The following is a 9,496-nucleotide window of genomic DNA, read 5'->3' on the forward strand; positions in this document are numbered from 1 at the left end:
TCATCGGCAGGTTCGTGCGGGCGCGGGCTCGAACGTCACCGTCGGATTCCCGCGGAGCGCGTCCACGAAGCGGTACGCCTCGGCCACGAGGAAGTCCTCGAAGCTCTGGCCGTGGGTGCGCTGGTGCTCCGCGATCTCCGCGCGGTCGCCCTCGTCGGCGAGGGCCTCCTGACGGACGGCCTCGGCGATCGTTCCCAGGTCCGTGCGGCCGTCGACCTTCTCGAGCAGGCGGGTCCCGTACTCGCTCAGCTCGAACGGCCGATGGAGGTCGGAGTCGAAGCGGAAGCCGTCGTCCAGCGCTGCGTCGAAGCGGACGTCGGCGCGGGTCACGGGGATGAAGCGGAGATCCCCGAGCGGCGCGTCGTCGGCGACCAGGGCGACGACCCCCAGGCGGGCCATGCCGGCGACCAGGCGGGACTCCTCCTCCGTGAACGCCCTGTCGGTCTCGCGGGGGTCGAGCGAGGGCACCAGATCCGCGAGGGGTGGGCTGAGCCGGTAGCTCCTCGCCTCCTCGGTGGACGGATCCTGCACCGTGACGATGGGGCCGCCCGCGGAGTCGCTGAGGTGGCCGAGGGGTACGACGTGCATGGTCTGCTTCCGTTCGGTGGTGGTGCGCGGGTCCAGGGACCTAGGTGGCGGGCTCGTCCACCGGGCAGGCGCTGCCCGGCTCGAGGCTCAGGGCGGGATGGCCGATGCACGCCTTCGCGAACCGAAACGCCTCAGCCCGGAGCAGATCGTCGAACGAGATGCCGCGACGCTCGTCCTCCTCGATCTCCCGGCGCTCATCGTCATCGGCGAGCGCGCGGTCCCGGACGCTCTGCATGATCTCGCCGAGGGTGCGCCGGCCGTCCGCCTCGTGCAGGAACCTCGCGCCGGACTCGCTCAGCTCGAAGGGACCCCCGAGCTCGGAGGTGAGCCGGTACCCCTCCTCGAGCGCCGCGTCGAAGAGGATGTCGGCCCGGGTGGCGGGGATGAAGTCGAACCGCGTGAACGGCGCGTCATCCGGGACGAGGGCGATGACGCCGATCCCGGCCATGTTGCGGAGGATCCGGCGTTCATCCGCCGTGAAGGGCTGATCGGCGGCGACCGGGTCGACGCGTCGGATCAGGTCGAGCAGCCGCGGCGTGAGGGTGTAGCTCCGGGCCTCATCCGTCACGGGGTCCTGCACCGTGATGTCCGGTGTCGGTTCGGAGTCGTGGAGCTGTCCCAGTTGTATGACGTGCATGTGTCTCTCCTGTCTCGTGCCTGATCCGCGATCCGTGGGGACGGTCAGTCCCAGGACCCCGCGAGCTTGCCGCGCGCCTGGGCGTCGAGGATCAGCGCGCCGGCCTCGAACGAGATGCGGTCGAGGTCGTCGGTGCGGATGTAGAGGCCCGCGTCCGATGCGCTGACGATGCCCAGCTCCCGCGCCAGCACCCAGAGCGCCGCGCTGAGGATCGCGATGGGCCCCAGCGCGACGAACAGGACGAGCACGAACAGGATCTTCGCCACGTCGTGCCGGGTGGTGATCTCCTGTCGCTGGCTGCCCGTGATCACGCTGAGGACGGCCGCCCTGCTGCGGAGCACGAAGAACCCGATCACCCCGAGGACGAGGGCGAAGAAGGTTCCCACGCCGAACAGCCACGCGAGGCCGTCGAGGCTGGAGGAGCCGGCGCCCACGAGCACCAGCCAGGCGATGAGGCTGACCAGCAGGTTGATCGCGGTGCCGGCGAGCGCCGCCACGCCCAGCGCGTCGTAGCCGGTGTCGCGGCCCACCTCGATGCCGTCGACCTTGTCGATCTTGTACTCGCGCGAGTAGGTGGACGAGGATGTGACCGTCTTGGCCTCGGCCGAGTAGATCACGCGGGAGTCCGTGACGAAGAGGTAGCTCACCAGCCGGCCGAGCGGTCGGGTGCGGCGCGCGACGGGGTAGGTGCCGAGCACGGTCTCGTCCGGCAGCAGCCGGAACGGATGCGTCGGCGAGCCCGGGGCCGTGACGCCTCCGCCGCCGTCCTCGACGATCGGCTTGGTCGCGGCGTCGTCATCCATCTGCGGTTCGAACATGCGGTCAGGCTCCCCAGGTGTCGGTGCGGTCGGTGGTGCGTGTGGTGGTGGACGTCGTGGCCGAGGTGGGTCGGGCGTCTAGGAGGGTCGGTCCCGGGACCGGGACCGTGCTGCGGGGCGGCGGGGCCATGGCCAGTGCGCCGCGATGGGGTGGCCCGCTGACCACCTCGGGCGGCGGATCCACGTCGAGCGCACCCGTGAGGACGCCGGCCATGGCAGACGGGGCCGGGAACGCGAGCAGCGAGCCGTGCTCCACCGCGTCGGCGCCGAGGGATGGCTCGATCGGGAGCCGCTCGTCGAGCCGGGTCCGGCGTCGCGCGGCCAGCGCTGCGTCCAGCCGCGCCCGTGCCGTGGCGACGCGCGCCGCCACCGCCCGTCGACGCCGGATCAGGAGCGCGAGCCCGACGGCGAGCGCGAGTGCCAGGACGGCCACGGCGGCGACGCCCGCCGGCGTCAGGCTGCTGGTGCGGACGACGGTGATCCGGGCGCCGTCAGCGCCCGAGCCGCCCTGCGCCCCGGCGACCCACGAGCCGAACGGGAGGTCCAGCGTCACGTCGGTGCCGTCGAGGACGCGGTGCCCGGACGCGAGGGCGTCGAAGCCGGGGTCGATCGCGTACTCCGAGTGCTGGACGAGGAGCCCGTCGTCCACCAACCGCGCCCCCACGGACGCTCCCGGGGCCCACCGCGCGTAGCGGTCCGTGAAGTCCTCGACGCTCGAGCCCGCGATGGACACGGTGTAGGTCGTGCTGTCCGGTCCCGCGTCGGAGGCGATCGTGCCGACGTCCGGATCCGGCCGGTATCGCTGCAGGAACCCGTCCCCGACAGCGTCGGCGCTGGACTTCGGGACGACGATGGTGGTCGTGCCGGTGACGTTGCCGCTGGAGCCGATGGAGAGGTGCGACGCGAGCGAGGAGATGGGTGGGCTGAGCACGAAGCTCACGGGGCCGGCGGTGGTCGACCCCACGTCCATCGACCCCACGTCCATCGACTCCGGGGAGTAGTCGGCGCCTGCGGTGAAGCGATCGGGCACCCCGCTGCGCCCGATGGCGTCGACGGCGCACACGGCCGCGCACGACGCCGTGTCGGTGAGCTGCATGACCTCCTGCGACGGGTCGTCCGCCCGCGGGGAGATGTCGACCGCGAAGCGCGTGGCGCCGCCGCCGAGCGCGGTCGTCGTGTCCGCCTGGATCGCCGCCGCGTCGCCGGTGAAGGCCAGCGTCCATGTGCCCGGCTCGGGCGCGGCGACCTCGCCTCCCGCCGGGACGGCGCCCCGGACGAACGCGTCGAGCCGCGCCAGGTCGGCCTGGTCCCTTCCCTGCTCGGCGCGGAACGTGATGGTCCGCGTGATGCGCCCCGGGTCGGATGCGTCCGTCGCCATCGAGACGCCGTCGAAGCCGTGGTTCTCCTCGTGCGAGTACGAGAGCGGATCCCCGACGTCCGCGTGCCGCTCTCCCGCGAACACGATGGCCGCGCGGCCCTCCTCGCGCAGCGATCCGACGCCCTCGCTGCCGTCCACGACGCTGTCCGCGATCAGGCCGGAGAACATCCACCCCAGCAGGTCGCTGCTCGTGAACGACTCCTGCAGCTCGATGCCCTGCACGAGAGCGGAGTCGGTGACCGCGAGCCGGGGCGCGGACGAGCCCGTGCGCGAGGAGAGGAGCGCGGCGACCTCGCCCGAGTAGTCCGCGGGAGACGAGAACGCGAGCGTGAAGGTCGCGGTGATGCCGCCGTCGGCCGTCGCGGAGATGCCCGAGTAGGCCAGCGGGGACGGCAGGTGCCGGCGGATGGACGCGTCGATGGCGGCCGAGCCGCCCGGGACCTTAGCGAGGTCCTGCTGGTTCAGCGTGACGGTCATCTGCCGGGAGCCGGATCCGCCGGCGTCCACGGACATCGTGGTGTCGATCACCGCCCCGCAAGCGCTGAGGGCGAAGGCGATGACGATGCCCAGCACGGCGGCGGCGAGGCGGCGGCGCCCGCGCGCCCCCGGCGCGTCTCGGGTCGGTCGGCGCCTCGCCACAGGGTGCACGCGGCGGCTGACCTGATCATGCGCTGAAAGTAGCGGCAGCCGACGGCCGGCCACCGGGGTTCTCCACGGCGGGGGCGGCATCCAGGGCGCTCGCGTGCGCCGTCGGGGTGCACGCGGCCGAGGCGATCCGCGTCTAGGGCTCCGTCACGCGCTCAGCGCGTCAGCGATCCGCGGGAACTCCACCGCGACCACGCGCCACAGCACCTCCATGTCGGTGCCGTCGTAGTCGTGGGCGACGTAGTTCCGCACCGCGCGGATCCCGCTCCAGTCGATCTCCGGGCGGGCGTCCCGGAAGGAGGCGGGCAGCCGGTCGGCCGCGCTCGAGAGGTCCACGACGAGCGAGCGCGCGATGCGGCGCTGTTCGTCGTCATCGGGGTCGACGAAGCGCGCATGGCCGCGCGCCGTCACCCGTCGGGCGGAGGCAGCGAACCGCGCGATGTCGGCGAGGAGCGCCGGCACGCGTTCCTCGTCGATCATCAGAGGGCCACGGCCTCTGCCCGGATGCGGTCCATCATCGGTCCCGAACCCCGGTCGGAGACCACGTCGACGTCGATCCCCAGCAGCGCGGCTACCTCAGCCATGAAGCCCGCGAGGTCGAAGAGCGATGCATCCGCCGCGGGATGCACGAGGAGGTCGAGGTCGGATCCTGCCGCGGCATCTCCCCGCGCGACGGATCCGAAGACGCGGACGTCGCTGAGGCGGCGCCGAGCGGCGACCTCGAGGATGGGACCTCGGGATGCGCGGACCCGGTCGAGCGACGGCGCCCGGAGCGCGGCGCCGAGTCGGACGAGGGTCTCGGGCGACGGCTGCCGGCGCCCGCTCTCGTACGCTGCGATGTTCGGCTGCGGCACGCCGGTCACCGCGGCGAGCTCGCGCTGTGAGAGGGCGGCCTCGCGGCGGAGGCGGCGCAGCTCCTCACCGACGGACGCATCGCTCATGCCCGCGATGATAGCGGCTCGATATCGCGATGCGGAGGGTGCCCCTGGAGGGACTCGAACCCCCAACCCTTTCCTTAGGACGGAACTGCTCTTCCATTGAGCTACAGAGGCTGACCGGCCCATGGTAGCGGAGCCCCGCCCGCGCGATCGAGAGCAGGCCGCCCGTGACGAGCCCGGGGACGAGCGTCGCCACGAGCGCCGCCGCGCCCGCCGGATCCACCCCCGCGCCGCCCCGCCTGCCGGTTTCCCCACCCGTCGCGTCGTACTGTTGCCGGGTGTGGCGTGCCAATGAACGATCCGACGACGACGACCTGCTCTCCGGGTTCGCCGCCGAGCATCTTGAGGACCCCCACGTGAACGCTTCCCACAACAGCACCAGCCCCCACGACCTCCGCGTCGGCGACGTGCAGCTCGGGAGCGGCAACGTGGCCGAGCCCCGCTGGCGCGAGTGGCGGGAGCAGCTGGCCGGCATCGGCGGTCCCTCTCCTCTCCTCCATTTCGTGGACGCTCCCGGCTCGCGCATCGAGCTGAGCACGACGCATCCCGGCGGGCTCGCGCAATTCATCACGGGCAAGACGACGCTGCTGTCGTCCCTGATCCGCGACGACCTCGCGCTTCGCAGCGCCCGCAAGGCCGCCAACCGCATCACCCAGAAGGGCATCGAGCTGGTCTCGGCCCGCGGCATCGAGTCGATCCACCTGGCCATCGGCCTCGCCGAGTGGCGCTTCGCCGACGAGCAGTTCCGCGCGCCCGTGCTCCTGCGCCCGCTCGCGATCCGCCGCCACGGCAGCGACTACGAGGTGCGCCTCAAGGGCCAGCCGTTCCTCAACCCGGCGCTCGCGCGAGCGCTCGAGGAGCAGTTCCAGATCACGCTCGACGCCGAGTCGTTCGTCGCCCTCGCCGTGCAGAACGGCGCCTTCAAGCCGCAGCCCGTCATCGACCGCCTGCGCGGACTCACCTCGCACCTCCCCGCGTTCGCCGTGCAGCCGCGCCTCGTCGTCTCCTCCTTCGCGGAGGTGGGTCGCGCGCTCGCCGAGGACGCGGAGCACCTCGACCACCTCGTGATCGACGCCATCGCCGGCAACCCGACGGCGAAGTGGGGCGTCGGCGAGGCGTACGCGCCCGTGGATCCGATCCCGCAGGACCAACGCCCGCCCGTCACCGACACCCTGCTGCTCGACGCGGATCCCGAGCAGGAGTACGTCATCGCGCAGATCAACGCGGGCAACTCGCTCGTGGTGACGACGCTCCCCGGCACGGGCGGCACGCAGACCATCGTCAACTCGATCGGCTGCCTCGTCGCGCAGAACAAGCGCGTGCTCGTCGTGAGCCCCCGCGCCTCCTCGCTCAAGGGCATCGGCCAGCGCCTCGCGGACGTCGGCCTCCCCGGCCTCGCGGTCGCGCCGAAGTCGCTGAAGCGCGACGTGGTGCAGTCCATCGTGCGCAACGAGAAGGCCGCGCCCGCGCAGACCGCCGAGGTCGACGACGCCCTCGTGCGCCTCCGCCATGTGCTGCTCGACTACCGCTTCGCGCTCGGCCGCCCCGACAAGGACCTCGGCGTCTCCGTGCTGGACGCGCTCGGCGAGCTGTCCCGTCTCGCCCTCCTGCCGGATCCGCCGGCCACCACCGCGCGCCTCACCCGCGACGCCGTGACGGCCATCGCGCACGACCGCGCGAGCGCCGCCGCGTCCCTCGTCAAGGCCGCGAGCCTCGGCGAGTTCCGCTACGGCCCGGGCGACTCGCCCTGGTACGGCGCCACCTTCTCCACCAGCGCCGCCGCGACCCACGCGCACGACCTCGCGAAGTCGCTGTCCGCCGACGGCCTGCCGCGCCTCCTCGAGCGCGCCGACGAGCTCATCGGCCAGACGCGGATGCGCGCGTACAAGTCGATCGACGAGCTCGGCGTGTACCTGCGTCTCCTCCTCGACGTCCGCGAGACGCTCGACAAGTTCCAGCCCGTGGTGTTCGACCGGTCGCTCAGCGAGATCATCGCGGCCACCGGATCCCGCCGCGACGCCCCCGAGATGACGAGCATCACCCGCCGTCGCCTCCGCAAGCTCGCGCGCGAGTACGTGCGCCCCGGCGTCCACATCTCCGACATGCACGAGAGCCTCAAGGCGATCCAGAAGCAGCGGATCCTGTGGCAGCGCTACGTCGCCGTCGGCTCCACCCCCGAGGTCCCGCGCGGCATCTCCGACGTGCACGTGCGCTACCAGGAGGTCGCCGCCGACCTCAAGGTGCTCGACGCGCCGCTGAGCATGCTGACCCGTCCCACCCCGCTCGGCGAGCTGCCCGTCGACGAGCTGCGCGAGAAGGTCGCCCAGCTCGCCGAGGACAGCGAGGTGCTGCAGAACCTGCAGGAACGCACCTCCCTGCTGGCGGAGCTCCGCCGCCTCGACCTCGATCCGCTGCTGCGCGACCTCTCCGACCGGCACGTGCCGCAGGAGGCCGTCGCCGCCGAGCTCGAGCTCGCCTGGTGGCAGTCCGTGCTCGAGCAGATGCTCGCGGGCGACAAGGCGCTCCTCAACGCGAACACGAGCGTGCTCGACCGCCTCGAGTCCGACTTCCGCCTCGTCGACGAGGCGCATGCCACGGCCAGCGCGGGCCTGCTCGCGTGGCAGCTCGCGGAGACGTGGAAGATCGGCGTGGTCGACTGGCCCGAGGAGGCGCACCACCTGCGTCAGCTGCTCGGCGGATCCGCCCCCGTCGACGCCGCGGCCCTCCACCACTCCGCGCCCCACCTCTCGCGCACCATCGCGCCGGTCTGGCTCGCGTCGCCCTACGAGGTGCCCGCGATCACCGACGAGATGCCCTTCGACGCCGTGTTCCTGGTCGACGCCGGCGCCATGACGCTCGCGGAGGCCCTCGGCGGCATCCGGCGCGGCAAGCAGACCGTCGTCTTCGGGGATCCCGTCACGCAGACGCCGTCGCCGTTCACCATCGCGGTGGTCCCGCAGTCGGAGCGCTCCACGCCCCAGCTCGCGGACGACGACTCGACGCTCGAGGAGCGCCACGCCGACTCCGCGCTCGCGCGCCTCGGCGAGCTGCTGCCCACGCTCTCCCTCACGCGCAGCTACCGCGCGGGTGGCGAGGACCTGGCCGAGCTCGTCAACCGCCGCTTCTACGGCGGCCGGATCCAGTCCCTCCCGTGGGCGGGCACGTTCCTCGGCCACGGCAGCCTGTCGCTCGACTTCGTCGCCGACGGCCACGGCATGCCCGACGAGGACACCGGAGCCGTCGAGAGCGTCGACGCCGAGGTGATCCGCGTGGTGGAGCTCGTGCTCGACCACGCGAGCCACCGCCCGCGCGAATCGCTCATGGTCATCACCGCGAGCGCCCGGCACGCCGTGCGCGTGCAGCAGGCCGTGCTCCACGCGGCCGCCAAGCGCAGCGACGTCACCGAGTTCTTCATCGGCGACCGCGCGGAGCCGTTCATGGTCGCGACGCTCGAGCAGTGCGTCGCGCAGAGCCGCGACCGGGTGATCTTCTCGGTCGGCTACGGCCGCACCCCGCACGGCCGCGTGCTGTCGAACTTCGGCGCCCTCGCGGCGCCCGGCGGGGAGCGCCTGCTCGCCGTCGCGATGACGCGCGCCCGCCGCTCCATGGTGGTCGTCTCCTGCTTCCAGCCCTCGGACATCGACCAGGACCGGATGAAGCACGGCATCGTCGCGCTCGCCCAGATCCTCTCGGAGGCGGAGGCCCGCTTCAAGGAGGACCCGATCCCGGACGACGGCGACGCCATGCTGGTGGACCTCGCCCGCCGCCTCGAGGGCCTCGGCCTCGCGCCCGCCCTCGGGCACCGCGACAAGCTCGGGCTCGTCGCGTCCTACGGCGGCCGGGCCATCGCGATCGAGACGGACCCGGTCGTCAACCAGACGAGCCTCCGCGAGTCCCTGCGCCTGCGCCCCGAGATGCTCAAGCGCCTCGGCTGGCACTACCTCCGCGTGCACTCCTTCGAGCTGTTCGCGGATCCGGACGCCGTCGCCCGCCGCATCGCCACCGCCCTCGGCGCGATCTCGGACGCGCACCCCGCGACCGCCCCCGTCCAGGTCCAGGCCGGCGCGCACCGGGCGGAGTGATGCCGGAGCGCGACGCGGTCGGGGACGACGCGCCGGCGGACGCCGCGGGGGAGCGTCGCCCCGCGCGCCGGTCGCGCCGCGCATCGACGCCGCCCGTGCCCGGATCCGATCCCACGCCGCAGGCCGCTGCGAGCGCGCCCGCGGTACCCGCGGCCGAGGACGCCCCGCAGGGCTGGGGTGACGCGCCCGCCGCCTCCGACGCGAACGACGACCGCCTCCGGCTCGACCGCCCGCCCCACTGGGGCTGACGGGTCGACGCCGGAGGCGGTCGCCTCGTGCGGGAGCGCTGGTCGCGCTAGGTGTACTGGGTCATGACGTTGGTGACACTCGGGCCGCGGGCGTGAGCCCGTGGCTTGAGTGGATTCGTTCAGTGTTGTAGTGCTCGATGAAGGGGTCAAGCGCGTCGGCGC

General features: G+C 72.9%; 8 protein-coding genes, 1 tRNA gene and 1 pseudogene. 2 read left to right on the plus strand and 8 right to left on the minus strand.

The genetic code is table 11. From position 1 onward, the window contains the following. The 7 genes from HDR73_RS02050 to HDR73_RS02080 all read right to left on the minus strand — a co-directional run bounded on the left by HDR73_RS02050 (window position 1) and on the right by HDR73_RS02080 (window position 5,118). A complete protein-coding gene (locus tag HDR73_RS02050) occupies window positions 1-588 on the minus strand; it encodes a hypothetical protein (protein ID WP_012300021.1) in 588 nt (195 codons plus the stop codon). A 40-nt stretch (window positions 589-628) separates the two neighbouring features. Beyond that, a complete protein-coding gene (locus HDR73_RS02055; RefSeq protein WP_012300022.1) occupies window positions 629-1,225 on the minus strand; it encodes a hypothetical protein in 597 nt (198 codons plus the stop codon). 44 nt (window positions 1,226-1,269) lie between these two features. Next, complete coding sequence (locus HDR73_RS02060) at window positions 1,270-2,043, minus strand: hypothetical protein (RefSeq protein WP_012300023.1); 774 nt, start codon at window positions 2,041-2,043, stop codon at window positions 1,270-1,272. Between the two features lie 4 nt (window positions 2,044-2,047). Next, the gene (locus HDR73_RS02065) at window positions 2,048-4,060 is read right to left on the minus strand and encodes a hypothetical protein (RefSeq protein WP_049791953.1); all 2,013 of its coding nucleotides are present in this window, start codon (window positions 4,058-4,060) and stop codon (window positions 2,048-2,050) included. 153 nt (window positions 4,061-4,213) lie between these two features. Beyond that, a complete protein-coding gene (locus HDR73_RS02070) occupies window positions 4,214-4,546 on the minus strand; it encodes a HepT-like ribonuclease domain-containing protein (RefSeq protein ID WP_041464720.1) in 333 nt (110 codons plus the stop codon). After that, a complete protein-coding gene (locus tag HDR73_RS02075; protein WP_012300026.1) occupies window positions 4,546-5,007 on the minus strand; it encodes a helix-turn-helix domain-containing protein in 462 nt (153 codons plus the stop codon). Before HDR73_RS02075 ends, HDR73_RS02070 begins: the two co-directional genes overlap by 1 nt. Window positions 5,008-5,046: 39 nt before the next feature. Continuing rightward, window positions 5,047-5,118, minus strand: a tRNA-Arg gene (locus HDR73_RS02080). 242 nt (window positions 5,119-5,360) lie between these two features. Between HDR73_RS02080 and HDR73_RS02085 the strand changes: the two genes are divergently transcribed. Beyond that, on the plus strand, window positions 5,361-9,086 hold the full coding sequence (locus tag HDR73_RS02085) for a DUF4011 domain-containing protein (RefSeq protein WP_086935926.1): 3,726 nt from the start codon (window positions 5,361-5,363) through the stop codon (window positions 9,084-9,086). Further along, on the plus strand, window positions 9,086-9,334 hold the full coding sequence (locus HDR73_RS02090) for a hypothetical protein (RefSeq protein ID WP_041464721.1): 249 nt from the start codon (window positions 9,086-9,088) through the stop codon (window positions 9,332-9,334). The genes HDR73_RS02085 and HDR73_RS02090 overlap by 1 nt, the downstream gene beginning before the upstream one ends. Window positions 9,335-9,395: 61 nt before the next feature. Here the strand turns inward: HDR73_RS02090 and HDR73_RS02095 are convergent. Further along, window positions 9,396-9,496: pseudogene (locus HDR73_RS02095) on the minus strand (IS481 family transposase); the annotation flags it as partial.

This window comes from Clavibacter sp. (assembly GCF_014802555.1).
Lineage (GTDB): Bacteria > Actinomycetota > Actinomycetes > Actinomycetales > Microbacteriaceae > Clavibacter > Clavibacter sepedonicus.

What these genes read in the sequence shown, in the direction of transcription:
- HDR73_RS02060 (WP_012300023.1), bottom strand. Translation starts at nt 2,043, where the DNA reads ATGTTCGAACCGCAGATGGATGACGACGCCGCGACCAAGCCGATCGTC.
- HDR73_RS02075 (WP_012300026.1), bottom strand. Translation starts at nt 5,007, where the DNA reads ATGAGCGATGCGTCCGTCGGTGAGGAGCTGCGCCGCCTCCGCCGCGAG.
- HDR73_RS02070 (WP_041464720.1), bottom strand. Translation starts at nt 4,546, where the DNA reads ATGATCGACGAGGAACGCGTGCCGGCGCTCCTCGCCGACATCGCGCGG.
- HDR73_RS02090 (WP_041464721.1), top strand. Translation starts at nt 9,086, where the DNA reads ATGCCGGAGCGCGACGCGGTCGGGGACGACGCGCCGGCGGACGCCGCG.
- HDR73_RS02050 (WP_012300021.1), bottom strand. Translation starts at nt 588, where the DNA reads ATGCACGTCGTACCCCTCGGCCACCTCAGCGACTCCGCGGGCGGCCCC.
- HDR73_RS02055 (WP_012300022.1), bottom strand. Translation starts at nt 1,225, where the DNA reads ATGCACGTCATACAACTGGGACAGCTCCACGACTCCGAACCGACACCG.